18 protein-coding genes and 1 pseudogene are annotated in these 25345 nt (G+C 72.4%); 7 read left to right on the forward strand and 12 right to left on the reverse strand.

The features are described 5' to 3' along the window. The first annotated feature begins 164 nt into the window (after positions 1–164). The 3 genes and pseudogenes from PV682_RS44250 (at position 165) to PV682_RS01830 (ending at position 2581) form a co-directional block, all read left to right on the forward strand. Positions 165–1349 (forward strand): annotated as a pseudogene (locus PV682_RS44250) (TOTE conflict system archaeo-eukaryotic primase domain-containing protein). Further along, on the forward strand, positions 1313–2017 hold the full coding sequence (locus PV682_RS01825) for a DEAD/DEAH box helicase family protein (RefSeq protein WP_319723211.1): 705 nt from the start codon (positions 1313–1315) through the stop codon (positions 2015–2017). Before PV682_RS44250 ends, PV682_RS01825 begins: the two are co-directional and overlap by 37 nt. Positions 2018–2335: 318 nt before the next feature. Further along, a complete protein-coding gene (locus PV682_RS01830) occupies positions 2336–2581 on the forward strand; it encodes an Lsr2 family DNA-binding protein (protein WP_319723212.1) in 246 nt (81 codons plus the stop codon). A gap of 279 nt (positions 2582–2860) precedes the next feature. Here the strand turns inward: PV682_RS01830 and PV682_RS01835 are convergent, their stop codons facing one another. After that, on the reverse strand, positions 2861–4765 hold the full coding sequence (locus tag PV682_RS01835) for a glycogen debranching N-terminal domain-containing protein (protein ID WP_319723352.1): 1905 nt from the start codon (positions 4763–4765) through the stop codon (positions 2861–2863). 611 nt (positions 4766–5376) lie between these two features. Then, complete coding sequence (locus tag PV682_RS01840; RefSeq protein WP_319723213.1) at positions 5377–6897, reverse strand: DUF4192 domain-containing protein; 1521 nt, start codon at positions 6895–6897, stop codon at positions 5377–5379. 328 nt (positions 6898–7225) lie between these two features. On the opposite strand from PV682_RS01840, the gene PV682_RS01845 reads away from it, so the two are divergent. Both PV682_RS01845 and PV682_RS01850 read left to right on the forward strand, forming a co-directional pair. Further along, positions 7226–9391 (forward strand): RecQ family ATP-dependent DNA helicase, encoded by a 2166-nt coding sequence (locus tag PV682_RS01845; RefSeq protein WP_319723214.1) that lies wholly within the window; start codon positions 7226–7228, stop codon positions 9389–9391. Positions 9392–9669: 278 nt separating this feature from the next. After that, complete coding sequence (locus PV682_RS01850; protein ID WP_055724965.1) at positions 9670–10290, forward strand: hypothetical protein; 621 nt, start codon at positions 9670–9672, stop codon at positions 10288–10290. Positions 10291–10444: 154 nt separating this feature from the next. On the opposite strand, the gene PV682_RS01855 is transcribed toward PV682_RS01850, so the two are convergent. The 5 genes from PV682_RS01855 to PV682_RS01875 all read right to left on the reverse strand — a co-directional run bounded on the left by PV682_RS01855 (position 10445) and on the right by PV682_RS01875 (position 14436). Continuing rightward, a complete protein-coding gene (locus tag PV682_RS01855) occupies positions 10445–11038 on the reverse strand; it encodes a hypothetical protein (RefSeq protein WP_319723215.1) in 594 nt (197 codons plus the stop codon). Positions 11039–11106: 68 nt separating this feature from the next. Next, the gene (locus tag PV682_RS01860; protein ID WP_055724109.1) at positions 11107–11808 is read right to left on the reverse strand and encodes a ribonuclease HII; all 702 of its coding nucleotides are present in this window, start codon (positions 11806–11808) and stop codon (positions 11107–11109) included. A gap of 293 nt (positions 11809–12101) precedes the next feature. After that, complete coding sequence (locus PV682_RS01865) at positions 12102–13052, reverse strand: ADP-ribosylglycohydrolase family protein (RefSeq protein ID WP_319723216.1); 951 nt, start codon at positions 13050–13052, stop codon at positions 12102–12104. A gap of 11 nt (positions 13053–13063) precedes the next feature. Then, positions 13064–13723 (reverse strand): histidine phosphatase family protein, encoded by a 660-nt coding sequence (locus PV682_RS01870; RefSeq protein ID WP_055724111.1) that lies wholly within the window; start codon positions 13721–13723, stop codon positions 13064–13066. Between the two features lie 107 nt (positions 13724–13830). Continuing rightward, complete coding sequence (locus tag PV682_RS01875; RefSeq protein WP_055724112.1) at positions 13831–14436, reverse strand: YdbC family protein; 606 nt, start codon at positions 14434–14436, stop codon at positions 13831–13833. 140 nt (positions 14437–14576) lie between these two features. Between PV682_RS01875 and PV682_RS01880 the strand changes: the two genes are divergently transcribed. Beyond that, complete coding sequence (locus PV682_RS01880) at positions 14577–15110, forward strand: TerD family protein (protein WP_319723218.1); 534 nt, start codon at positions 14577–14579, stop codon at positions 15108–15110. A gap of 92 nt (positions 15111–15202) precedes the next feature. Here PV682_RS01880 and PV682_RS01885 read toward each other — a convergent pair whose 3' ends face one another. Together PV682_RS01885 and nrdR are read right to left on the reverse strand one after the other, a co-directional pair. After that, the gene (locus PV682_RS01885) at positions 15203–18100 is read right to left on the reverse strand and encodes a vitamin B12-dependent ribonucleotide reductase (protein WP_319723220.1); all 2898 of its coding nucleotides are present in this window, start codon (positions 18098–18100) and stop codon (positions 15203–15205) included. Positions 18101–18270: 170 nt separating this feature from the next. Beyond that, the gene (gene nrdR / locus PV682_RS01890; RefSeq protein ID WP_319723222.1) at positions 18271–18819 is read right to left on the reverse strand and encodes a transcriptional regulator NrdR; all 549 of its coding nucleotides are present in this window, start codon (positions 18817–18819) and stop codon (positions 18271–18273) included. Positions 18820–19362: 543 nt separating this feature from the next. Here nrdR and lexA point away from each other — a divergent pair. Next, complete coding sequence (gene lexA, locus PV682_RS01895; RefSeq protein ID WP_055724116.1) at positions 19363–20142, forward strand: transcriptional repressor LexA; 780 nt, start codon at positions 19363–19365, stop codon at positions 20140–20142. Between the two features lie 168 nt (positions 20143–20310). Here lexA and PV682_RS01900 read toward each other — a convergent pair whose 3' ends face one another. From PV682_RS01900 to PV682_RS01910, 3 genes are all read right to left on the reverse strand, one after another. Then, the gene (locus PV682_RS01900) at positions 20311–22284 is read right to left on the reverse strand and encodes an ATP-dependent DNA helicase (protein WP_319723224.1); all 1974 of its coding nucleotides are present in this window, start codon (positions 22282–22284) and stop codon (positions 20311–20313) included. Positions 22285–22552: 268 nt separating this feature from the next. Beyond that, positions 22553–23215 (reverse strand): GNAT family N-acetyltransferase, encoded by a 663-nt coding sequence (locus PV682_RS01905; protein WP_319723226.1) that lies wholly within the window; start codon positions 23213–23215, stop codon positions 22553–22555. A 49-nt stretch (positions 23216–23264) separates the two neighbouring features. Next, the gene (locus PV682_RS01910) at positions 23265–25277 is read right to left on the reverse strand and encodes an IucA/IucC family protein (protein WP_319723354.1); all 2013 of its coding nucleotides are present in this window, start codon (positions 25275–25277) and stop codon (positions 23265–23267) included. Positions 25278–25345: the final 68 nt, after the last annotated feature.

Below are 25345 nucleotides of genomic sequence, written 5' to 3' on the forward strand. Positions count from 1 at the left end.
AGTTGACGGCTGCGACGAAGTGCACGATCTGCGTGCCAACGACGTTCATGCCTGTTCCACGACGCAACTTCCCATGGCGCGACGTCCATGAGCAAGGGCCGGTCGCCGTGCACACACTGGCGCTGGCCGCGGCACACGCATACTCAGGGCGGGAATCGGACATCATGGCGGACGTGGATGTCTGGGAAGACCCCTCCGAGCTGCGCATCCGGCTGGACGTGGCGGTGGAGGAGAACGCGGCGCTGCGCGAGGAGAACCGGCACCTACGCGACCTGCTGGGACCGGCCGCGCAGGCGGTCCCCTGCTGGGACGAGCCGTCACCCCCGCAGCAGGTGCCGTCCGCCGTTCAGGATCCTGCTGTGGTGCCGGTGTCACCGTCCGGCCTGCCCTGGGCCGATGCACGCTCGACGGTGAAGGCGAAACTCTCCCTGTTCAAAGCGCTGTTCGCGGGCCGCAGCGACGTATACGCCCGCCGGTGGGCCACCAAGTCCGGAAAGACGGGATGGAGCCCGGCAGAGACCAAACGGCCCTGGGAGCGCCGTGCCGGCGCGGAACGCGAGCTGCTGCCACTGACCGACCGTGTCCTCATCGAGCACCTCAGCCGCCCCGAACCCGGCTCACAAGCCCTGCACGTCGGGCTGTATCCCCTGCTCGCCGACGACACTCGCCGACTGCTGGCCTGAGACTTCGACGACAAGGACTGGCGCGGCGACGCCGCCTACTACCAGGCGGCCGGCGTCCCGGCGTACGCGGAGATCTCCCGGTCCGGCGAAGGCGCCCACGTATGGACGTTCTTCACCGAACCCGTCCCCGCCGGCCTCGCCCGGCAGCTGGGCGCCGCACTGCTGCGCGACGCCATGACCGCACGCGAGCGGATGTCCCTTGCCAGCTTCGACCGGTTCTTCCCCTCCCAGGACCTGCTGCCGACCAAGTCCTCCGGCAACGGCAGTTTCGGCAACCTGATCGCCCTGCCGCTCAACGGCGACTGCCGCGAGCGCGGCACCACCCTCTTCTGCGACCCGGCGACCTGGACGCCCCACCCCGACCAGTTCGCCCACCTCTCCCAGATCCAGCGGCTGAGCCGAGGCGAGGTGGAGGCCCTGGTGGACACGCTGGCTCCGGTCACGGTCGGCCCGGCGGCCACGCTCGAGGCGATGCCGCCGAAGCCGCGGCGCACCGCGCTCGGCAAGGCTCCCGAGGTAGTACGCACCCGGCTGGGGGCCATGCTGGCCATCGCCACCCAGGGGCTGGCCGCCCCGCTCTCAAGCACCTGGCGAGCCTGCACAACCCGGACTTCTACAAGAAGCAGAAGATGCGCTCCTCCACGTTCGGGACGCCCCGGTTCGTGATGTGCTTCGACGCGAGCGACTCCGACTGGCTGCGCATCCCCCGAGGACTGGCCGACGAAGCGACCAAGCTCATCGCCTCCGCAGGCGGAGACCTGCGCATCGACGACAACCTGCCCACGCACGAGGCGATCACCGCACGCTTCACCGGTGAACTCACTCCGGTGCAGGCCAAAGCCGTCGACACGATGGCCGCGCACACGACCGGCGTACTCGTGGCCCCGCCAGGCACCGGAAAGACCGTGATGGCCTGCGCTTTGATCGCCCAGACCGCACAGCCGACGGCGATTATCGTGAACAAGGCCGAACTCCTCGCCCAGTGGCGCGAACGCCTGGCCACCTTCCTCAACCTGGGCACGAAGGAAGTCGGATCACTGGGCGGCGGCAAGGACCGCCGCGGCGGCGTGGTCGACCTGGTGATGCTCCAGTCCCTCGCCCACCGCGACGCCCCCGACCAACTCCTGGACGGCTACGGCCTGGTCATCGTGGACGAGTGCCACGCCATCGGCGCCCCCGCCGCCGTGGCAGCGGTGAACAGAGCCGCCGTGCGCCGCTGGGCAGCCTGTCCGCCACCCCCTACCGCGCGGACCAGATGGACGCGCTCATCACCATGCAGTGCGGCCCCATCCGCCACGAGATCGCCGACCAGACCACCTTCACCAAGCACCTGATCGTCCACCCCACCGCCTTCACTACCGAGGAGACCGGCGACAACGGCGTCTCCTTCCAGGCTCTGTACGGAGAACTCGCCGCCGACGCGGCCGAGCGCGCCGAGGTCCGCACCGCCCTCGACTCGGAAAACGCCGGCCCGACCGCGCTCCTGGCCATCGACAAGGTCGCCGGCGAAGGCTTCGACGCGGCCCGCCTCAACGGCCTCTCCCTGACCAGCCCGTTCCGATTCAAAGGCAAGATCCAACAAGTCGGCCACCGGCAAGACCGACGTCGAGGTCCACGACTACGTCGACGTGGAAGTCTCCCGTCTGGAAAGCATGCACCACCATCGACGCCGCGTCCTGGCCCGCCGAGGGTTCACCACCCGCATCGCCACCGGCCCCGATGCTACCCACGGCTCTACGCCACAGGACGCCCCCTCGCCCGTCGAGAAACCTCATGCGGGGAAGCCGACCGTAGCCGAAGTCCGCTCCTGGGCCCGCGACAACGGCCACACCGTTCCCGGCCGCGGACGCCTCCGCGCCGACATCTGGACCGCCTGGCACGCGGCCCATCCGAACTGACGACCAGACCGAAGGTCGCAGAATCGGGCACGGGTCACGGAGTCGGCGCCGGCGCCCCGCGGACACGACGGAACCGCCACTACTCGCAGTCACCGCCATCGACATCTCTGCGGTGGTTTCTGCTCATGATCAGCCGACACGCCTGTGCTCATCCCGTGCGGATTCCGATGTTTCCGCAGGGACTCCTGCTCACGATCACGCGCTCCCTACACAGGCACGGGTCCGCTCCAGCCGGACAGCGCCGCCGTCCGGTCGTCCACACGCCCTGTTTCCCGTCGTTCACACCCCCAGCTGGAGCCCGTCGCCGGCCTCCTCGACCATGGCGAGGCCGAGGCGGCTGACGCGTACGGAGAACGGCTCGCCCGCCACGCGCAGTCCGCTGAGGCCGATCTCGCCGAGGGGTGCGCTGTGCACGGGGCGCAGGGTGACCGTCCGGGCCGGGGCGTCGGGGCGGATGCCCGCGAGGGTGGTCAGCAGCAGGACGCCGGCGGCTGCCGCGGTGGCGGCGGGGCGGCAGGCGGCCGGGTGCGGCACGGGAGCGCTCCCGTCGGTGCGCCGCTCGCCCCCGTACATCTCGGGCAGCCGGTACCCGAACGCCTCCGCCGCCCCGAGGACGCCCTTCAGGAGCGAGCCCGCCTCCTTCTCGTACCCGGCGGCGGCCAGGCCCGCCACGGCGAGCGCGCTCTCGTGGACCCGTACGGCGCCGCCGCGGTGGCCGAAGGGGTTGTACCCCGGCTCCTTCTCGCCGAGGCCGCGCAGCCCCCAGCCGGAGTCCAGCGCGGGTCCGCCGAGCAGCCGCGCGAGGTGCTCGGTCCGCACCCGGTCGAGGAGCCCGGTGGCGAGTTCGCCGCCGCCCAGCAGCCCGGTGTCCAGGAGGTGTACGGCGCTCGCGCCGAGGTGCGCCACCGGGCGCCCGTCCGGCAGCCGCGCGGCGATCGGGCGTCCGCCGCCGAGGTCGTCGGCCCAGAACTCCTCGTGGAACGCCGCACGGAGTCCGCGCGCCCACTCCCGCAGGGGCTCGCCGCCCGCTCTGCCGCAGGCGTCGAGGAGGTCGGCGCCGAGCAGGGCGGCGCGGTGGGCGTGTGCCTGGGTCTCGCAGCGGACGGGGCCGCCGGGCTGGGGGTCGCGCAGGTACGTGCCCGTCCCCACGGTCGTCCGCAGCCAGGTCAGGCAGCGTTCCGCCGTCGGCAGCAGGTCGGCGACCTCCGGCTCGGGCAGGCCCCAGCGGCGGGCCTCCGCCAGGAGCGCGGGGAACAGGAGCGTGGCCTCGGTGCCGGTGCACGCGGGCGGCAGGTGGGCGCCCGCGTCCCGCTGCGGGCCGGGGAGGAGGCCGTCGGGGCGCTGGGTGCGGGCGAGGATGCGCAGGGTGCCCGCCGCGAGCCCGGTGCCGAGGGGCAGCGTCATGCGGGCGGCGGCCAGGGCGTCGGCCGGGGCGAGGCCGCAGCGCCAGGGGGCTCCGGCCGCGAGGTGGCTGTCCGTGGGGTGCGCCGGGTCGCGGACCAGGAGCGCCTGGAGGTCCTCGACGCCGGCCCGCAGCAGGGGGCCCACGCGCGGGTCGTCGCCGCGTGCCTGGGCCGGCGCCAGGGGGTTCGTCGCCGACCGGCCCACGGCCCGCATCGGTCCGCTCCCGTCGAGCCTGACCCTGAGTTCGATCACCGCGCTGCCGCCCGGCGGGACGTCGAGGTCCCAGCGCAGCAGGCCGGCGGAGGCCAGCGCGTCGGAGGGCGGGGGGTCGGCCGTGACGGTGGACGCGCCCGGCGGGCCGGACCAGCGCAGCCCCGAGTCGTGGACGCCGGCGGGCAGTTCGGGCGCGGTCGCACCGGCCGCGATCGCGCCCAGGTCCGCCAGGTCCGTCCCGAGCGACACCTCGACGGGGAGGCGCAGCGGGCGCGGGGCGTGGCTGTGCAGGGTGATCCGCTCGGTGCCGTCGGCGCTGCGGCTGCGCTCGACGACGACGTCCGGGTCGGGGCCGCCCTGCGGTGAGACGCGCAGGGTGCCGACGAAACGGACCTCGTCGGCGGCCGTCATCCTGGCCTGCGCCACGAGCGGTTCCCGCCCGGCCACGCGCACCTGGCAGCGGGACAGCAGGCGCCGGCCCGCCCGGTAGAACCCCTCCAGGCCGCGCCCGGTGAGCTGTCCCTCCGGCGCCGAGATGGCGAGTCCCGGCAGGGCGACGCAGATCATCGCCGTGTGGACGGGCGGGAGACCGGTGGGGCGGGGGGCCGGGCGCCGGCCCTGGTCGGGCAGCGGGGGCCGGTTCGCGTCGGGCCGCGTCCCGTCGGCCGGCCTGCGGAGCGTCCGCCCCAGGAGCCGCTCGGGGATCTCGTCCCGGCCCGGCGGCGGGGGCCCGCCGTGGGCGGAGGGCGGAGTCGGTTGATGCATGCGGTGACTTCTTCTGCTCTCTGTGCTCTCTGGGCGCCACGGGCGGGTGCGGCGCCGGGGAGGGGCCCCGGCGGGACGGGGGCGGTGCGGCGGCGCGGGCCGCGCGGCTGTTCCGCCACTCAGGTGAACGGGGCGGGGCTCCCCCGGGTCACGCTCTGCGCCCCAAGGCCCCTCCGAATGGCGGTGCGCGGGGCCGCGTCCGCGGAGGGCCTGTGGCCACTCGTCCGAGGGCCACCGGGGAGAGGCACCCTGGGGACGCCCGCCGGAGGTCCCACGGAACGCCTCGCGCGGGTGCGGCTCGCGCGGGTGCGGCTCGCCGGAGAACCGCCGTCCCACCGCACCGCCCCAGATCCTGTCCACGAACCCCCACCCGTCCCGCCGACTCCCGCCGGACCACCCCCGCCCCCGCACGGTCACTCCGCCCCAGCCGCCTCGTCCCCGCCGGACAGCACCTCCTCCTCGGGAGCACTCCGCTGCCGGACGACCCGCTTGGCCGGTGTACGCGGGCGCGTCCCGTCCTTGGCCCTCGCCGACGACCGCGTACGAGGGGGTCGCCGGCCGTCCGCTCCCGGCTGGACGGGCACGCCGCTCCTGGTGCGGGCCCTGCGACGAGGGGCCGGTACCGACTCGGTCGGCGCCGTTTCCTCGGGCCGCCGCTCCTGGCTCCGCGCGGCTCCCCCGGACTCCGGGCCCCCGCTCTCGACCGCCTCCTCGGACTGCTGCCCCTCGTACTCCGTCCCCTCGCTCTCCGTCTCCCCCTCGGACCGCCGTCCCCTCTCCGACCGCAGGCACCGCCGCACCGACTCCGGATCGACCCCCTCGTTGCACGCCTGGTGCAGAAGCGCCGCGAACAGGTAGTCGGGGTCGGCGCAGAGGGCCATCGCGAGGGCCTCCCGCGCTTCGAGGCCGTCCCCGAGGGACCAGGCGACCCAGCCGGCCAGGGCGAGGGGCGCGGCGGCGTAGTCGCTCCAGGAGCGGACGCAGCGCCGGGACAGGGCACGCCACAGGCGCAGTGCGGGGAGTGCCACGTCGCCTTCCATCCACTCGGCGGCGCGGTCGCGGGTCGTGCGGTCCTGGAGGCCGAGGATCAGCCGGGCCGCCTCCTCGTTCCCGATCAGCGTGTCGTCGTGGCGGTCGGACAGGAGCGGACCGACGACCACGGGGGCGTCGGCGAGGCGCCGTACGAGGCGTTCGGCCAGGGCGATCGTCTCCTCGGCGACCTCGGTGTTCTCACCGTCGAGCATGCGGGGGACGATCTCCTCGGCGATCTCGTCCAGCGCCTCCTCCTGCTCCCGGACACCGTCGGTCTCCCAGGGGAGCAGCCTGGCCCGGAAGTCCCTCAGGGTGCCGCGGACCTGGAGACCCGCGTAGGTCGCGGCGGCGGCGAGGACGGACGTCCCGGGCAGGGCCATCGGGATGCCGTCCTCCGGGCAGCAGCCGTCGCCCCGGCAGCAGTAGGACCAGAAGCGTCCGCCGGAGACGCAGAGGGCCTCGATGACGGGGATGTCGAGGAGACCGCACTGGGTGCGCAGGTGCTGGGCGAGGGGCTTCAGCCGCTCCATGACCTCGCGGGGTGTCTCGCCGGGCTCCGGCTCCTGGCAGACGTAGGCGACCATCTGCTGGGGCCGCATCCCCCGGCGTTCCGCACCCTTCACCAGTCCCTCGGCGAAGAGGCCGGCCGCCTCCTTCCAGACGGCGGGGTTCTTGGGGATGCCGAGCCCGCCCCGGACGCCGAAGCGGCTCCGGCCGTCCTGTTCGCACAGGGAGACCAGGACCATGCTGTCCTCCGGGCGGAAGCCGAGCAGGTAGGGCACGGCGTCCGCGAGTTCGCCCGGGGTCTTGAGGGTGTATCCGTGGGTCTCGAAGCCGAAGGGCTCCGGGCCGTCGTATGTGTCGTTGTCGATGGGTTCAGGCGTTTCGCTGTGATTCGTCATGCCGTGACGATCTCGCGAATCGTGACTTCCCGCTCGGCCTGTGGATAACTCCGGGCAGGGACACGACATTTCCGGCCCCGGGACTCCTCAACTCCAGCTCGCCGAACACTCCGACGACTCCGACGACTCCGCGCTGGCCGCCGGGGATCCCGTCCGCAGCCCGACGGACGCCCGGCGAGCACCCCGTCCAAGGCCCGCCGTCCAAGGCCCGCCGGGCAGGGCCCGCCGCGAAGCCCGGCACCCCCGGGCAGCCCGCCCGGCAAGCTCCCGAGCCGCCCCTCCCCCGCTCGCCGCCCGCATTGTCAGTCCCGTCCTGTTGTATGGACCCATGCAGCACACCAGCACCGCGGATCTCCGCACCGAAGCCGACACCGTCCTCGCCCGGCTCGTCGGTGACCCCACCGGCGAGGCCCGGCTGAGGGAGGACCAGTGGCGGGCGGTCGAGGCCCTGGTCGCCGAGGGCCGGCGCGCGCTGGTGGTGCAGCGCACCGGCTGGGGCAAGTCGGCGGTGTACTTCGTGGCGACGGCCCTGCTGCGGGCCAGGGGCGCGGGCCCGACGGTGATCGTGTCGCCGCTGCTCGCGCTGATGCGCAACCAGGTCGACGCGGCGGCCCGCGCCGGAGTGCGCGCGCGGACGATCAACTCGGCGAACACGGAGGAGTGGGAGTCGGTCCAGGCGGAGATCGCCGAGGGCGTCGTGGACGTCCTGCTGATCAGCCCCGAGCGCCTCAACCACCCGGACTTCCGCGACCGCGTCCTGCCCTCGCTGGCCGCGGCGACGGGCCTGCTGGTGGTGGACGAGGCGCACTGCATCTCCGACTGGGGCCACGACTTCCGCCCGGACTACCGCCGCCTGCGCACGATGCTGGCCGACCTCCCCGCAGGCGTACCGGTGCTGGCGACGACGGCGACGGCCAACGCGCGCGTGACGGCCGACGTGGCCGAGCAACTCGGCACGGGCGGCGCGTCGGACGCGCTGGTGCTGAGGGGGCCGCTGAACCGGGAGAGCCTGAGCCTGAACGTGCTGCGGCTGCCGGACGCCGCGCACCGGCTGGCGTGGCTGGCCGACCACCTCGACGACCTGCCGGGCTCGGGCATCGTCTACACGCTGACGGTGGCCGCCGCCGAGGAGGTCACCGCGTTCCTCAGGCAGCGCGGGCACGCGGTCGCGTCGTACACGGGCCGTACCGAGAACGCGGAGCGGCAGCAGGCCGAGGAGGATCTGCTCGGCAACAAGGTCAAGGCGCTGATCGCGACGTCCGCCCTGGGGATGGGGTTCGACAAGCCGGACCTGGGGTTCGTGGTCCACCTGGGCTCACCGTCCTCGCCGATCGCCTACTACCAGCAGGTGGGCCGCGCTGGGCGTGGCGTCGACCACGCGGAGGTGCTGCTGCTGCCGGGCCGGGAGGACGAGGCGATCTGGGAGTACTTCGCCTCCCTCGCGTTCCCGGCGGAGGAACTGGTGCGCCGCACCCTCGACGTCCTCGCGCGCGCGGAGGGGCCGGTGTCGCTGCCCGCTCTGGAGCCGCTGGTGGAGCTGCGCCGCTCGCGTCTGGAGAGCATGCTCAAGGTCCTGGACGTGGACGGGGCGGTCCGGCGCGTGAAGGGCGGCTGGACCGCGACGGGGCAGCCGTGGTCGTACGACGCGGACCGGTACGCGTGGGTGGCGCGCCAGCGCGAGGCCGAGCAGCGGGCGATGCGGGAGTACGGCGCGGCGACGGGCTGCCGGATGGAGTTCCTCCAGCGGCAGTTGGACGACGAGACGGCCCGGCCCTGCGGGCGGTGCGACAACTGCGCGGGCGCGCGGTTCACGGCCGACGCGTCGACGGCCGCGCTGGACGCCGCGCGCGTGGACCTCGGGCGGGCGGGCGTCGAGGTGGAGCCTCGGCGGATGTGGCCGACGGGGCTCGCCGCGGTCGGCATGGACCTCAAGGGCCGGATCCCGGCCGGTGAGCTGGCGGCGCCGGGGCGGGCGCTCGGGCGGCTGTCGGACATCGGCTGGGGCAACCGGCTGCGACCCCTGCTCGCCCCGCAGGCGCCGGACGGGCCGGTGCCGGACGACGTGGCGAGGGCCGTGGTGGGGGTGCTGGCCGACTGGGCGAAGGGGCCCGGCGGCTGGGCCTCCGGGGCGGCGGACGCGCCCGCGCGCCCGGTCGGCGTGGTGACCGTCCCTTCGCGCACGCGCGCGGCGCTGATCGGTTCGCTGGGCGCGCGCATCGCGGAGGTCGGCCGGCTGCCGCTGCTGGGCGGTCTGGAGTACGCCGAGGGGTCCTCCCGGGTCGCCCGCAGCAACAGCGCGCAGCGGCTGAAGGCGCTCGACGGGGCGCTGTCCGTGCCGCCCGCGCTGGCCGCCGCGCTCGCCGGCGCGCAGGGGCCGGTGCTCCTGGTGGACGACTTCAGCGAGACCGGCTGGACGCTGGCGGTCGCGGCGCGAATGCTGCGCCGCGCGGGCGCGCGGGGGGTGATGCCGCTGGTTCTGGCGCTCCAGGGGTGAGCGCGGGCCCGGGGAGGCAGACCTGGGAGGCAGGCACCGGCTCGTCGCCCGTCCTGACCTCGTCGTCACGCGGGAATCCCGAGGTAGTGATATAAGCCATGTAACGGCACATAACAGTCGGTGATCCCAATTGCTCGTTGCCGCATTCAAGTTCGACCGCAAGAATTGAGGTCCGCTCCCCGCAACGGTTCGCCTGAGGTCAGGCAGAGCTCTGTTTGTGGTGCGTGCCCCCCGAATTCGCCCCGCCCGCTGTGTGGGCCGTAGCCGAAGGGAGGATCGTGACCTTCGGATTCGCGCCGTCCTCGGCGGCATCGCTCTCGACGTCCGCGTCCGCCGCTTCCGCCAACCGCTTGCTCGAACCCGCGGAATGGGCCGCGGCGGGGATTCCGCTGCTGCGCAACCCGCGCGAGGTCGTGAGCGGACTGCACGCGCGGCACAGGCCGAGACCGTCGACCGCGATCGTGGCCGTGCTCGACCCGGACGAACGGCTGTGCGCCAGCGCCTCGTTCGTGCGTCGCCCGGCGGCGGCCGACGGCTGGATGTTCCGCAACGCGCTGCTCGCCCAGTTGCGCCGGGTCATCCCGCACGACCTGCGGCGGCGGACCCCGGTACGGACGGCGGTGCTGCTGTACTGCCGCGAGGGCGACGCGCGCTGGACCGAGGAGGACGGCGCGTGGATGTGGGGCCTGCGCGACGCGTGCACACTGCACGGGCTGCGCTGCGGGGCGTACATCACGCTCACGCGTGACGGCTGGCAGGTCCTGGGCGAGGGCCGGGGCGGCCGGCGCCCCAACTCGGAGTCCCTGCCGGAGCCCTTCGGCCTCTCCGAGGCCCCGCCCCCGCTCCCGAGGACCGGCGGCGCCGTCTCGGACGTCCTGAGGCGCGCGGCGGCCCGCTGAGCCCACGCCGGGGACGACACGGGAAACGGCCGCGGCACTGTCGTACGGACGACAGGCCGCGGCCGTTGCGGAACACGACGGGTACGCCGAAGCGCGCGTGCGCGGGGACCCCGGTTTCGCGCGCACGCGCGAGGCAGGCTCCGTCGGGGTCGGGTCAGACCCCGGCGCCGAGCACCGTGTCGATGTGCTGCGGGTCGCCGCAGACGATCAGCAGGGCGCCCGCCTTGGCGCGGGCCAGCGGCAGGACGGTCGCGGCGGAGTCGTCGGGACCGCCGTTGACGGCGACCACGACGACGGGGCGCTGGGCGACGCGGTTCGCGCGGGCGGCGTCGGTGTAGAAGACGTCGTCACGCGCGTCGTGCTGGGCCCAGTAGGACGCCTCGCCGAAGGTCAACTCGTGAGCGGACCAGGGGTGTTGGGCGCCGGTGGTGATCACCAGCACGTCGCCGGGGGCGCGGCCCGACTCCAGCAGCAGGTCCACGGCCTCCTCCGCGGCGTCCAGGGCGCCCTCCGCCGAGGCCGGGATCGACTGGATCTGGACCGCCGCGGGGGCGGCAGGGGCCGTGTCGCGCAGCGTGCGCTGCGCGGGGGCCGTGGGCCGGGGCCCCGGACGACCGGGACGCGGCGGGGCCGCGGGACGGGGGCCGGGTACGGGACGAGGGGTCTGCGCGCTGCGGCCGACGGCCGGAGTGGCGCGGGGACCCTGGGCACTCTCGTGAATCTGAGGCTCCTCGGGAATGAGAGGCATGAGCTGATTTTTATCAAACGCTGGTGCGACACGCGCCAGGGGGTGGCACATCAGTGCGATCGGTCGCGTCAGAAGTCGAAGCCGAGCTGGCCCTCGATCTCCGGAGCGCTTCCGTCCGCCCAACTGCGGGCCTTCTTCAGATGCCGCCATTGCGGCAGCCCGTCGAGATAGGCCCACGAGAGCCGGTGGTACGGGGTGGGCCCCCGCTCCTCCAGCGCGGCCTTGTGCACGGGTGACGGATACCCGGCGTTGTCCGCGAAACCGAAGTCTGCATGGTCGACACCCAGTTCGGCCATCATTTTGTCGCGCTGGACCTTGGCGATCACCGAGGCCGCCGCGACCGCCACGCACGACCGGTCGCCCTTGATGACGGTACGGACCCGCCAGGGCGTGCCGAGGTAGTCGTGCTTGCCGTCGAGGATGACGGCGTCGGGCCGGACCGGGAGGGCCTCCAGGGCGCGGACCGCGGCGAGTCGCAGGGCCGCGGTCATGCCCTTCTCGTCGATCTCCTCGGGCGACGCGTGGCCGAGGGCGTACGACGTCACCCACCCCTGGAGTTGCGCGGCGAGCGCGGTGCGGCGTTTGAGGGTGAGGAGTTTGGAGTCGGTGAGGCCCTCGGGGGGCCGGCGCAGTCCGGTGACCGCCGCGCAGACGGTGACGGGGCCGGCCCAGGCTCCCCGGCCCACCTCGTCGACACCGGCAATGACCTTCGCTCCGGTCGTCGCGCGAAGGGAGCGCTCGACGGTGTGAGTGGGTGGTTCGTACGGCATGGCGGTCTTAGCCTACGCCGCCGTGCTCGGTGCTCGACACCCCGGCCCGTCCGGCGGCGGACACCGCGGCGACAGTTCGCTGCCGCACCGCAAACGGCCTCGCGGGAAGGCGGTTCACCGCCTCGCGTTCACCGCTCCGGCGAACGGGTACGGCGGCGGCGCGACCGCGTCCCGGGTCGCGCCCCGTCGCACACGTGAAGTGAACGGCAATGCGAGCCGATGATCGTACGAGACGTGACCGAAGCGTCCCGGCGTACGGTTCACGCCCCGCCGCTCACCTCACGCCCCGTCGTTCACGCCTCGGTCGGCAGCCACCCCGGGAACGCCTCCGTACGCCGCGCCCACTCCCGCGGCGGCGCCCCCGCGCTCCCCGCCGCGACGATCCCGCCCACGATCGCGCAGGTCGTGTCGACGTCCCCGCCGGCCTGGGCGGTCGTCCAGAACGCCGACTCGTAGTCACCGAGGGCGCGCGCCGCCGACCAGAGGGCGAAGGGGACGGTGTCGTGGGCGGTGGTGCGCCGGCCGCAGCCGAGGACGGCGGCGACGGTGCCCGGGTCGGCGTAGTCGAGCATGTCGCGGGCCCGCCTGAGACCCGCGGAGACGGCGCTGCGCGGGACGAGGGCGAGGACCCCGTCGAGGAGGGCCCCGGGGGCGGGCGGGCCGTCGGCGGAGGCGGCGAGGGCCGCGGCGGCGGCCACGGCCATGGCGCCGGCGACGGCCTCGCGGTGCTGGTGGGTGGGGTAGGCGGAGATCTCGGCCTGGTGGGTGGCCTGCTCGGGGTCGTCGGCGTACCAGGCGCCGAGCGGGGCGATGCGCATGGCCGCGCCGTTGCCCCAGGAGCCCTGGCCGTCGAAGAGCGCGGCGGACAGCTCCCGCCAGTCGCCGCCCTCGCGGACGAGCCGCAGGAGCCGGTTGACGGCCGGGCCGTAGCCCCGGTCGAAGTCGTGGTGGACGGCGAAGGAGCGGGCCAGGGCGTCCTGGTCGACGCGGTGGTGGGCGGCGAGGACGGCGACGACGGAGCAGGCCATCTCCGTGTCGTCGGTCCACTGCCAGTCGCCGGGCGGCAGCTCGCGGCGGGCGAGCAGCGGGTAGTTCTCCGGTACGAAGAACTGGGAGCCGAGGGCGTCTCCCACGGACAGCCCGCGCAGGCTGTTCAGGGCGCGTGCCAGGCGCCCGCCGGTCGAAGGGGTGGACGAGGTGGCAGGGACAGAAGGGTCGGAGGGGACGGAAGGGGCGGGAGTCATCGCGGGTCACCCTATCCGGTGACGCCGTAGGGCTCCGGTTTCCGCCAGCGGTCGAACGGCCGGTCGAGGGTGTACCTGCCGTCATCCCCTAGAACGAGCATCCTCATCTCCGCGTTCCCGGGATTCGACAGGGATTCGAAATCGGCGACGGTCCAGTGGAACCAGCGCATGCAGAACAGCCGCATGGCGAGGCCGTGGGTGACGATCAGGACGTTCGGCGGGTGGTCGGGGTCCTCGAAGCTGCGGAACAGGCTCTCCAGGAAGCCGCCGACCCGGTCGTACACGTCGGCGCCGCTCTCGCCCTGGGCGAAGCGGTAGAAGAAGTGGCCGTAGGCGTCGCGGTAGGCCTTCTGGAGGCGTACGTCGTCGCGGTCCTGCCAGTTGCCCCAGTCCTGTTCACGCAGCCGGGGCTCCTCGCGCACGCGTATGCGCGCGGGGTCGAGGCCGAAGGCGCTCAGGGTCTCGTGGGTGCGCCGGTAGGGGGAGACGTACACGCTGACCTGTTCGTCGCCGAAGATCTCCCGGATCCGCTCCCCGGTGGCCTCCGCCTGGCGCCGGCCCTTGTCGGTGAGGGCCAGCGCGTGGTCGGGTTCGCGTTCGTAGACGGTGTCATCAACATTGCCCGTTGACTCCCCGTGCCGGACAAGGACGATGCGCCGTGGTCGTGCCATGCCGAAACCCTAGATCGAGTCACGCGGTTTCGAGCACCCGTACGGGCCCCATACGGCGTAGGTCACACGGAACGGGCACATGCGGAGCGGGCACATGCGCGGCGGCCTCAGACCGTCCAGGCGGACTCCATCTCGACGATGTCCCCGGTGAGGGCGGCGATGTCGGCCTCGATCTGGGCGCGCAGGGCGAGCCGCTCGATGCGCTCGGTGCGGTACTTGCCGTGCTCGGCCTCGGAGCGCCACATGGACAGGACCATGAACTCGTTGCCGGGCGCCTCGGCGAACAGGCCGCGGACCATGCCGGGCGAGCCGGCCATCGCGGGGTTCCAGACCTTCTCCTGCATCAGCGTGAAGTGCTCGGCGCGCTCCTCGTGGACCCGGGAGAGGGCGACGCGCAGCAGGTCGGCGTCGGTGAAGCGGGGTTCGAAGCCGGTCTTGACGTCGAAGCGGTGGTCGAAGAGGCGCACCTGGGCGTCGCGGAAGGTGCCCACCTGGGAGGCCGCGAGCCGGTCGTGGGAGCGGGCCATGAAGGAGTCGTAGAAGGCGCGGCTCTCCCAGAAGGCGAAGACATGCGCGACCGCGGGACGGCTCCGGCTCCAGCCGCCGCCCTGTCCGCGGAATCCCGGTTCCCCCAGAAGCCCCGCCCACTTCCGCTGTCCCCGTTCGAAACCTCGGCGGTCCACCACGGTGCAGCGAATCCACTTGACCAGCACCGCGCCATGGTAAGGCCCCGGGGCGTGGCGCCGGTCACCCTCGGCCGGGCGCTCGCGCACATGCACGTGGCAGGATGGGCAACCGGCCCTGATGACCGGGCAGTTCGGGCCACGAAGCGCAGGGGAGAAGGGGAAGCCTGATGAACGGCCTCATCAAGGGGATCCGCAAGGTGGAGATCTCGGTCAAGTGGGATCCCAGTCCGGCGGGGCAGCCCGCGACCGATCTGGACGTGGTCGCCGGGACATACCTCCAGAGCGATCCGCAGGGCGCTCCCGGTTTCGTCGTGCACTTCGACAGCCGGTCGCCCGACGGCACGATCTACCTCAACCGCGACAGCAAGGACGGCAAGGGCTTCGGCTGGGACGAGGTGATGACGCTCGAACTCGACCGCCTGGACGCGCGCTACGGCCGTGTCGTGGTCGGCGTCGTGATCCAGCAGCGCCCCGGCCCCCGGACGTTCGTCAGCGTCGTCAACCCGAGGTTCCGTATCCGCGAGGGCTACAACGTCCTGGCGGAGGGCGACTTCCGCGACATCCTCGGCTCCACGGCCGCCACCGTCGCCGCGTTCGTCCGCGATCCGAAGGACGGCTGGGAGTTCCACGACGGCGTCCACGGCTTCGAGGACGACCCGGCCGACTTCACCGGCGTCATGGGGACGATCCGCCCGTCCTGACGGGGCACGCGCGTACGACGAGGTAAGGGGCGCCGGCCATGGCCGGCGCCCCTTACCTCTGGCACCTATCGGTCAGTGCCCGCGTTCACGGGTCAGCTGCATCCGCTGGTCGAGCCGCAGCCCTCGCAGATGTAGCAGGAGCCGGCGCGCTGCATCTTCGTGCCGCAGGAGAAGCAGAGCGGGGCGTCGGCCTGGATGCCGAGCTGCATCTCGACCAGTTCGGCGCTGGTGTGGGCCTGCTTGGGGGCGGGCACGGCGACCGGGGCGGCCTGGGCGGCGACGGCCGCCGGGGCCGTCTGGAGCGGCGCGGACTGGGCCAGGCCCTCGACGTCGACGTCTTCCTCGGCCGGTTCGTACGAGCCGGTCTCCAGGTGGCGCTGGCGCTCCTCGGCGGAGTGGATGCCGAGCGCGGAGCGGGTCTCGAAGGGCAGGAAGTCCAGCGCGAGGCGGCGGAAGATGTAGTCGACGATCGACTGGGCCATCCGCACGTCCGGGTCGTCGGTCATACCGGCCGGCTCGAAGCGCATGTTGGTGAACTTCGAGACGTACGTCTCCAGCGGGACGCCGTACTGGAGGCCGACGGAGACCGCGATGGAGAAGGCGTCCATCATGCCCGCGAGGGTGGAGCCCTGCTTGGACATCTTCAGGAAGACCTCTCCCAGGCCGTCGTCCGGGTAGGAGTTGGCCGTCATGTAGCCCTCGGCGCCGCCGACCGTGAAGGACGTGGTGATGCCGGGGCGGCCCTTGGGGAGGCGCTTGCGGACCGGGCGGTACTCGATGACCTTCTCGACGGCCTCGCGGATCGCCGCCTCGGCCTTCTCCGTGACCTCGGTCTTCTCCTTGTCCTTGGAGTCCTTGGTCTTCGCGGAGAGGGGCTGGCCGACCTTGCAGTTGTCGCGGTAGATCGCGAGCGCCTTGACGCCGAGCTTCCAGGCCTCGAAGTAGATCTCCTCGACCTCCTCGACGGTCGCCGTCTCCGGCATGTTGACCGTCTTGGAGATGGCGCCGGAGATCCAGGGCTGGATCGCGGCCATCATCCGGACGTGGCCCATCGGGGAGATGGCGCGCTCGCCCATGGCGCAGTCGAAGACCTCGTAGTGCTCGGTCTTGAGGCTGGGCGCGTCGATCACGTTGCCGTGCTCGGCGATGTGGGCGACGATCGCCTCGATCTGCTCCTCCTGGTAGCCCAGGCGGCGCAGGGCCTGCGGGACGGTGCCGTTGACGATCTGCATCGAGCCGCCGCCGACCAGCTTCTTGAACTTGACCAGGGCGAGGTCGGGTTCGACGCCGGTGGTGTCGCAGGACATCGCGAGGCCGATGGTGCCGGTCGGGGCGAGGACCGATGCCTGGGCGTTACGGAAACCGTTCTGCTTGCCGAGGCGCAGGACGTCCTGCCAGGCCTCGGTGGCCGCGGCCCACACCGGGGTGTCGAGGTCGTCCATGGTGACGGCGGCGCCGTTCGCGTCCGCGTGCTGCTTCATGACGCGGTTGTGGGCGTCCGCGTTGCGCGCGTAGCCGTCGTACGGGCCGACGACCGCGGCGAGTTCGGCGGAGCGGCGGTAGGCCGTACCGGTCATCAGGGAGGTGATGGAGCCGGCGAGGGCACGGCCGCCGTCGGAGTCGTACGCGTGGCCGGTCGCCATCAGGAGCGCGCCGAGGTTGGCGTAGCCGATGCCGAGCTGGCGGAAGGCGCGGGTGTTCTCGCCGATCTTCTGCGTGGGGAAGTCGGCGAAGCAGATGGAGATGTCCATCGCGGTGATGACGAGTTCGACGACCTTCTGGAAGCGCTCGGCCTCGAAGGACTGCTCGCCCTTGCCGTCGTCCTTGAGGAACTTCATCAGGTTCAGCGAGGCGAGGTTGCAGGACGTGTTGTCCAGGTGCATGTACTCGCTGCACGGGTTCGACGCGGTGATCCGGCCGGACTCGGGGCAGGTGTGCCACTTGTTGATCACACCGTCGTACTGGATGCCCGGGTCGGCGCAGGCCCAGGCGGCCTCGGCGAGCTTGCGGAAGAGCGCCTTGGCGTCGACCGTCTCGATGACCTCGCCGGTCAGGCGGGCGCGCAGGCCGAACTCGGTGCCGTTCTCGACGGCGGTCATGAACTCGTCGTTCACACGGACGCTGTTGTTGGCGTTCTGGTACTGGACCGACGTGATGTCGTCGCCGCCGAGGTCCATGTCGAAGCCCGCGTCGCGCAGGGCGCGGATCTTCTCCTCCTCCTTCACCTTCGTGGCGATGAAGTCCTCGACGTCCGGGTGGTCGACGTCCAGGACGACCATCTTGGCCGCGCGGCGGGTGGCGCCACCGGACTTGATGGTGCCGGCCGAGGCATCGGCGCCGCGCATGAAGGAGACCGGGCCCGAGGCGTTGCCGCCGGAGGAGAGGAGTTCCTTGGAGGAGCGGATGCGGGAGAGGTTCAGGCCGGCGCCGGAGCCGCCCTTGAAGATCATGCCCTCTTCCTTGTACCAGTCGAGGATCGACTCCATGGAGTCGTCGACGGCCAGGATGAAGCAGGCGGACACCTGCTGGGGCTGCGGGGTGCCGACGTTGAACCAGACGGGGCTGTTGAAGCTGAAGATCTGGTGCAGGAGGGCGTACGCCAGTTCGTGCTCGAAGATCTCCGCGTCCGCGGGCGAGGCGAAGTACTTGTGGTCCTCACCGGCCTTCGTGTACGTCTTCACGATGCGGTCGATCAGTTGCTTGAGGCTGACCTCGCGCTGGGGGGTGCCGACCGCTCCGCGGAAGTACTTGCTGGTGACGATGTTGACCGCGTTCACCGACCAGAAGTCGGGGAACTCGACGCCACGCTGCTCGAAGTTGACCGAGCCGTCGCGCCAGTTGGTCATGACGACGTCACGGCGCTCCCAGACCACCTCGTCGTACGGATGCACGCCGGGGGTGGTGTGGATGCGCTCGATGCGCAGGCCCTTGGTGGCCTTGGCGCCCTTGGCTCGGGAACCTCGCGCCGGACCGCTCGCCGTCTCTGTCATGCCGCCTCCCTGGTACAGGCAAAAACGCCCAGAAATGCCACGTTGTTCCCGTGACACAGTGTGATTTCTGAAGTTGCGGGCACCCGAAAAATCCTTCCGCCCGCAACAGGTCTCCTCATCGCCGCCGTCCGGCCGGCCCCGGTGTCTCCGCCCGGTCGCCGACCGCCGGATCAGTCGGCGGTGGCGGCGGGTTGGGGCACCTGAACGGCCCCGCTCCCGCCGGTGTCCTCCGGGACCGCGCCCGCGCGGACGTCGTCGTCCGCGGCCGGGGGTCCCGTCTGGTCCCTGAGTTCCACGATCGCGGCCTCGAAGTCCTCCAGCGAGTCGAACGCCCGGTAGACCGAGGCGAATCGCAGATAGGCGACGAGGTCGAGTTCCTGTAGCGGGCCGAGTATGGCCAGCCCCACGTCGTGGGTCGTCAGCTCGGCGCTCCCGGTGGCCCGTACGGCCTCCTCGACCCGCTGGCCGAGCTGGGCGAGGGCGTCCTCGGTGACAGGCCGTCCCTGGCACGCCTTGCGCACACCGTTGATGACCTTGGTACGGCTGAAGGGTTCGGTGACTCCGGAGCGCTTGATCACCATCAGTGAGCAGGTCTCCACCGTCGTGAAACGACGGGAGCAGTCAGGGCACTGACGGCGCCTGCGGATCGACGTGCCGTCGTCGGTCGTACGGCTGTCGACCACACGGCTGTCGGGGTGCCTGCAGAAGGGGCAGTGCATGGATTCCCAACCCTCCTCACAGCAGACTCGATGGCCCCATGGGCCCCTCGGGCCTCACGAAGCAGCCCCCAGCATAGGCGATCCCCGGGGGTGCGAATACACGGGGCACCACAACTTCTGGGCCACAGCGCCAATCCAACCACTAGATGTGGGGGATTGACGAATAAACCCAGGCCACTCCCGCGTGTCGCGCCGACAGGGCTCCCGACGACGTCTCCACGCGCACACGCGCGCGGGACGCCACCTGGGCACATGGGGAGATTGCGTGAGCGCGGGAGGGAGGAGAGGTGGGACTCGGGGCTTGATCCCCGCCGGACGGGGCATCGGCTGGCAGACTGGGACGACGGCCCGCAAGGGCCGCCGATGGCGGCGGTGAAGGGTACGACGTCAGCCCGTTCCGCGCGCCGGACACGGCGTGAGCCATACACCTGGACACATGATCAAGTCCAACTCTTCGGGGTTTTTCACTCGAACGTGTGTTTGGCGCAACCTTTCGAAAGCAACTACCGTTGTCAAGCAGGGAGACCATCGAGAGGGGCCGCCGTGACCACCACCGCAGACAGTGCCACCATCACCGCCCAGGACCGCTCCCAGGGCCGGCTCGACCCGGTGCACGCGATGAACGAAGCCACCAGTCCCGAGGGGCACAAGCGCTCCCTGCCGGGCCGACCTCCAGGCATCCGGGCGGACAGCTCGGGCCTGACCGACCGGCAACGCCGGGTGATCGAGGTCATCAGGGATTCCGTGCAGCGGCGCGGCTACCCACCGTCCATGCGGGAGATCGGCCAGGCCGTCGGCCTGTCCAGCACGTCCTCGGTGGCGCACCAGCTGATGGCCCTGGAGCGCAAGGGCTTCCTGCGCCGCGACCCGCACCGCCCGCGCGCGTACGAGGTGCGCGGCTCCGACCAGTCGGTCTCCGTGCAGCCGACGGACACCGCGGGCAAGCCCGCCGCGTCGTACGTCCCGCTGGTCGGCCGGATCGCCGCCGGTGGCCCGATCCTCGCGGAGGAGTCCGTCGAGGACGTCTTCCCGCTGCCCCGTCAGCTCGTGGGCGACGGTGAGCTGTTCGTGCTGAAGGTCGTCGGCGACTCGATGATCGAGGCCGCGATCTGTGACGGCGACTGGGTGACCGTCCGGCGCCAGCCCGTCGCCGAGAACGGCGACATCGTCGCCGCGATGCTCGACGGGGAGGCGACGGTCAAGCGCTTCAAGCGCGAGGACGGCCATGTGTGGCTGCTTCCGCACAACGCCGCGTACGAGCCGATCCCCGGTGACGACGCGACGATCCTCGGCAAGGTGGTGGCCGTACTGCGCCGCGTCTGAGGCGGTGTGCGGGCGGGCCTTCCTGCTGCGCCTCCGCCCTGTTGACTGGGCCCCGGGATCCCTGCGCCGGTTCCGGGGCCCTGTGTTGTCTTCTCGCGGTGTCCTGAGGTGCTGGGGGCGAGTCTCATGGCTCGCCCCCTCTTTCACGCCCTCACGCCCCCGCCTGTTTCACGCCCCTGCCTGCTTCGCCGCCGCGTCGATCGCCGCGAGGGACTTGCGGACCTGGTTGCGGTCCGTCGTGTACCAGAAGTCGGGCATGGAGGACTTCAGATAGCTGCCGTAGCGCGCGGTCGCGAGGCGCTGGTCCAGGACGGCCACGACACCCCGGTCGCCCGTCGCGCGGACGAGGCGGCCGGCACCCTGGGCCATCAGGAGGGCGGCGTGGGTGGCGGCGACGGACATGAAGCCGTTGCCGCCGGCCTCCTCGACCTTCTTCTGCCGGGCGCTCATCAGCGGGTCGTCGGGGCGCGGGAACGGGATCTTGTCCATGACGACGAGCTGGCAGCTGGGCCCGGGCACGTCGACGCCCTGCCAGAGCGAGAGCGTGCCGAACAGGCACGTCCTCGGGTCCGCCGCGAAGTTCTTGATCAGCTCGCCGAGCGTCTCCTCGCCCTGGAGGAGGATCGGGAACTCCGGCATGCGCACGCGCAGTTCCTCGGCGGCGAGCTGGGCGCTCCGCATCGACGAGAACAGGCCGAGGGTACGGCCGCCGGCCGCCTGGACGAGGTCGGCGAGCTCGTCCAGCATGTCCGCGCGGTCGCCGTCGCGCGCGGGGCGCGAGAGGTGCTTGGCGACGTACAGGATGCCCTGCCGGGGGTAGTCGAAGGGCGAGCCGACGTCGACGCCCTTCCACTGCGGCAGGTCCTCGCCCTCGACGCCCTCCGGGGCGAGCCCGAGCGACGCGCCGACGCCGTTGAAGTCGCCGCCCAGCTTCAGCGTGGCCGAGGCCAGCACGACCGAGCGGTCCGCGAAGAGCTTCTCCCGCAGCAGGCCCGACACGGACATCGGCGCGACGCGCAGGGACGCCCCGAAGCGGTCGTGGCGCTCGTACCAGACGACGTCGTACTCGGAGCCCTGCACGATGCGCTCCGCCACGTCGTGGACGGTCTCCACCGACGCCAGCGCCTGCTTGCGGACCGCGTCCTCGTCATGGACGGACTTGTCGCGGGTCGTGCCGAGCGCGGAGATCACCGCGCGGCCCGCGTCACGCAGGGCCATCAGCGCGTAGTTGAGGTCCTCCGGCAGCTCTTCGAGGCGGCCGGGCAGGGCCAGTTCCATGAGCCGCTCGAAGCCCTCGGCGGCGGTCTGGAGCTGGTCGGCGACCTTCTCGTCGACCAGCTTGGCGGCCCGCCGCACCGCGCGGTTGACCTGTCCCGGGGTCAGCTCGCCGGTGGCGACGCCGGTGACCCGGGAGACCAGTTCGTGCGCCTCGTCGACGATCAGGACCTCGTGCTGCGGGAGGACCGGGGCGCCTTCGATGGCGTCGATCGCGAGCAGCGCGTGGTTGGTGACGACGACCTCGGCGAGCTTGGCGCGCTCGCGGGCCGTCTCGGCGAAGCACTCCGCGCCGTACGCGCACTTGGAGGCGCCCAGGCACTCGCGGGAGGAGACCGACACCTGCGCCCACGCGCGGTCGGAGACGCCCGGGGTGAGGTCGTCGCGGTCGCCCGACTCCGTCTCGTCCGACCAGTCGCGCAGCCTCAGCAGGTCCTGGCCCAGCTTGCTGGAGGGGGCCGCCGCCTCGAACTGGTCGAAGAGGCCCTCCTCCTCGTCCTGCGGCACGCCCTCGTGCAGCCGGTGCAGGCACAGGTAGTTCGATCTGCCCTTGAGCATCGCGAACTCCGGGCGGCGGCGCAGCAGGGGGTGCAGGGCGTCGACCGTGCGCGGGAGGTCGCGTTCCACGAGCTGGCGCTGGAGGGCGAGGGTGGCGGTCGCGACCACCACCCGCTCGCCGTGCGCGAGCGCGGGGACGAGGTATCCCAGCGACTTTCCGGTGCCGGTGCCGGCCTGCACCAGCAGATGGGAGCCGTCGTCGATCGCTTCCGCGACGGCTTCGGCCATGGTCACCTGACCGGGACGCTCCGCGCCGCCGACGGAGGCGACGGCGGCATGCAGGAGTTCGGGGAGAGAGGGCTTCGTCATAGCGCGACCACCCTACGGCCCGGGACTGACAATCGTGCGGCCGATCGGGGGCTGAGGGGTGGGATCGGGGTGGGGTGTGGGGTGGGAGGGGGCGCGAGGGGGTGGGGTGAGCGCCGGGGTCCGAAGGGGTGGAAGGGGTGGAGGGGATGGGGCGGGTGATGGAAGGGGCCGGTCAATGCGAGTGAACGCGGGGAAAAAAGTTTGGGCGACGAGGGAACTCGGACGGCACCCGGAACGTCACTATGAGTAACGAAGCGATTTCGAATCGTCACCAGAAGTCCGGGAGGTCGGGGTCCGTGAACTGGGGCCGCCGGCCCTCGGGCAGAGGGCACAGGGAATCACGGTCGCGCATCATGACCGCGGCCCGCTTGGAAGGGAGGTCGACCTCGCCGATGCACTCGAAGCCGGAGGTGTAGAAGATGCGGAGGGAGGCAGCGTTGCGGACGTCCGGTTCGGCGATGACCCGGGGGCAGTCGGGGCGCTTGTCGAGGATGAGGTCGGCGACGGTCCGCAGCAGGACCCCGCCCAGCCCCCTCCCCCGGTCCCGCGGGTCCCCGATGAGGAGGTGCAGGCCGGTGTCGTGCGGCAGGGCTGGGTAGTAGCGGGCCAGCGGGTCGAGGTCCGCGCGGTAGATCTCCCAGTAGCTCATCGGCGTACCGTTCAGCACCCCCAGGCAGGGGACGCTGCGCCCGCCGCCCTGGAGCTGGACCCGGATGTGCCGGGTGGTCCGGATCTCGGGGCCCGCAAGGTCCCAGAAGGCGGCGACGGCGGGGTCGTTCATCCAGCGGGCGACCAGGGGGATTCCCCGTTCGAACGTCACGGGAATGAGGTGGAAGATGCCGACATGGCAGAGGGTGGGGCCCCAGTCGGCGACCCCGTCCAGAAGGTCTCCGGTGGTGCTGGGTTCGTCGTGACCTTTTGTGGCCGACACAGGAACGCTCCTTTCGGGAGGCGGGTGAGGTGAGGAGAGAGGCCGGGGTCTAGGAGGCGGAGAAGGCGAGGGGGTTGGCGATGGTGACGTAGACGGACTGGGTGTCGACCGGGCCGACGAGTTCGTCCAGGCCGTGCAGCCGGGTCAGGAGGTTCGCCTTGCAGCGCAGGACGGGTGAGTCGAGCAGCCGGGAAGGGAGGGAGGTGCGCATCCGGCGGGGGCCGGTGGCGGCCGATTCGAGGAAGCGGCGGAAGGCGGCGAGCAGCAGGCGTTCGTCCACGAGGCGTTCGGAGCCGAACGCGCCGATCAGGCCGAGCACGTTGTTGATGCCGAGGTAGTAGGCGAAGCGCTCGTCGGTGACCTCGTCGGAGACGAACGTGTCGCTGGAGGCGCCGATACCGGGGAGCCGTGCGTCGAGGTCGGCGCGGCGGGACTCGCGGAAGTAGTAGCCCTGGTTGTCCCGGTACCGGCCGCCCGCGGGCCAGCCGTCCGGGTCCAGGAGTACGAGGGTGTTCTGCTGGTGGGCCTCCAGGGCGATCCCCGCCTCCCCGTCGAGCCACAGCACCGGGCGGACGACGTGTTCCACGTACCGCAGGAACCACTCGACGGCGACGGCTCCACGCGGGCGGGCGCTGCGGGAGGCGAGGCGGTCCACGAGGGTCGTGAGACGAGAACGGAAGGAGAGGAGGTCCAGGTGTTGATCGGCCAGAGGGCGGCGGGCGCCGGGCAGCGGCCCGGGGGCATGCGGGCGGGGCGACACGAGGCCGGCGACGCACGAGACGTCGTCCGACGGGGCGAAGGGGTTGTGCCGGATGACCACGTCGAGTCCCGTCACCGGCCGGCCCTCGCGGTCGTCGACGGCGAGCCAGGCCGGGTCGCGGACGATGTCGAAGTGCGGGTGGGCCCCGTGCCACTGGCGGGCGAGGCCGGTGCGCAGCAGGCGGTGCACCTCGACGCCCCGGTGGAGTTCCTTGCGGAGGTTCTCCCGGCGGGAGTTGGTGATGCGCACCGCCAGCGAGAGCTTGAGCATCGCGGGGGCGCCGGAGCGGTGGACGGTGCGGACCGAGGAGGTCGGCTGCCAGTCGGGGCCGTACGGACCGAGGTCCCTCAACTGCCCGGCGTCCAGCAGGGCCGCGATCTCAGGGCGGTGCCGGGTCTCGCGGAACTGCCAGGGGTGCACGGGCAGGGCGGCGTACCCCTCGGGCAACGGGAGCCCGGGGCCGGCCAGTCGGGCGGTCAGGTGCTCCGCGCGGACCCCTCGTCCGCTCTCGGTCCAGGCGGAGTCGGTGGCGAGTACGGACGGGGCGACAGCGAGCCAGTGAAGGGGGAACGAGCCGCGTGACTCGGGTGAGTAGCGAAGGGTCTCGGCGTCGGTCAGGCCCTCCCGGCTCTTCGGGGTGGGGTGGAGGGGGTGTCCCAGGAGGAGGGACTGTTCGGCGGCGAGGAACAGGTCGGGGGTGTCGGGGTGGGGGGCTTGACGGTCGGTGAGGAAGAGGGTCGCGCGATGGAGGGAGTCGGCTACCCGGGGGACGAGGTCGGAGGGGTCTGCGGGGTGGGGCGGGGCGGAGGTGCCGGGAGCGGGGCGGCGCGCGGTGAGGGCGCCGGGAGAGGAGGCGGGGTCGGGGCTGTGGACGGCTCGGTCGCGGGCCGGTGTCGCGTCGGCTGCGCGGGGCGGGGCCGCGTCGGCTGCGCGGGGCGGGGCCGGGGTGGTGGGGCCCGGGTGTGTGTCGGGGGGTGCCGGGCGGGCCGGTGCCGTTGGGGCAGCGCCCGCGTGCGCCTCGCCCGTCAGCAGGGCCGCGAGCGTGATCGCGTCCAGGGGCGGGGCCGGGGTGGGGGCCTCGGCGAGCGTCGGAGGGCCGAAGCGGTGCAGGCCGGTCGGGGACCAATAGTGGACGGGGACGAGCAGGGTAAGGCCGGAGGACGGGAGGGGGATGCGGAGGTGGTCGGTGTCGGGGGGCGGTACGGAGGTCTCGCGCACCCAGCAGCGGAGGAGGTTCTCCGTGGCGGCGGCTTGGGCGATGGCCTGAGGGGCGGGGCGGGTGACGGCAGGGGTGAGGGCCAGGGAGGAGTGGGGGGCGGGGGCCTGGCGGCTGGTGGGTTCGGGGTGCACGGGGAGGTCCTTGTGGGGGG

The organism is Streptomyces niveiscabiei, from assembly GCF_033794345.1.
GTDB lineage: Bacteria > Actinomycetota > Actinomycetes > Streptomycetales > Streptomycetaceae > Streptomyces > Streptomyces niveiscabiei.